1 protein-coding gene is annotated in these 565 nt (G+C 62.5%); it reads right to left on the bottom strand.

The window, feature by feature from the left end:
* Positions 1–492 (bottom strand): hypothetical protein (locus tag AC1DDH_RS20455; protein ID WP_476956207.1); only part of this gene is annotated, 492 nt, incomplete at its 3' end.
* Between the last annotated feature and the right edge of the window lie 73 nt (positions 493–565).

Raw genomic sequence — 565 nt, 5'->3', positions numbered from 1 at the left:
CCATTCCTCCGCGGAGAACACCTTTGCGTTGATCTCGCGGGCGAGCGACGACTGTACCGGATACAGCAGCTGAACACTGTCCCGAAAGGTAATAGACCCGATGATGGCGACGTCGATGTCACTGTCGGCCACGTCACGGCCCGCTGCCACGGAACCGAAGATGAACGCCGCCTGGATTGAGGCGGCGACTGGCGCGAGGGCAAGCGTCAAGGCCTCGACTGCGCCGGACGTCTTGCGCATGATCCCGGCCAGTTCCTCGAACACCGGGGAAGCCCGGTTCGCGCGATAAAGCACCTGGTTGCCCTGGGGCGTACGCGTGAGGATGCCGGCTTCCGCCAGCTTGCTCAGTTCTTTATGGAGGGTGCCGGGCGCCGTGCCGGTCAGGCGGGCAATCTCTCGGACGTGATACGACGCCTCCGGGCGCAGCAGGAGCAGGCCCAGAACACGGCGCCGGTATTGGCTGAAGAGGGTGTCGGAAAGAGATTGAAGCATTTTCGGCTACGATTGTAGCCAAAAATGCTTCGACTGCGAGATTGCGCTCAATGCGTCGCTTGCACGGCTTCGG

Source organism: Arthrobacter sp. 10T425 (assembly GCF_056393985.1).
Note: the sequence above shows the minus strand (reverse complement) of the source record. Positions and strands in the feature narration are given on the sequence as shown.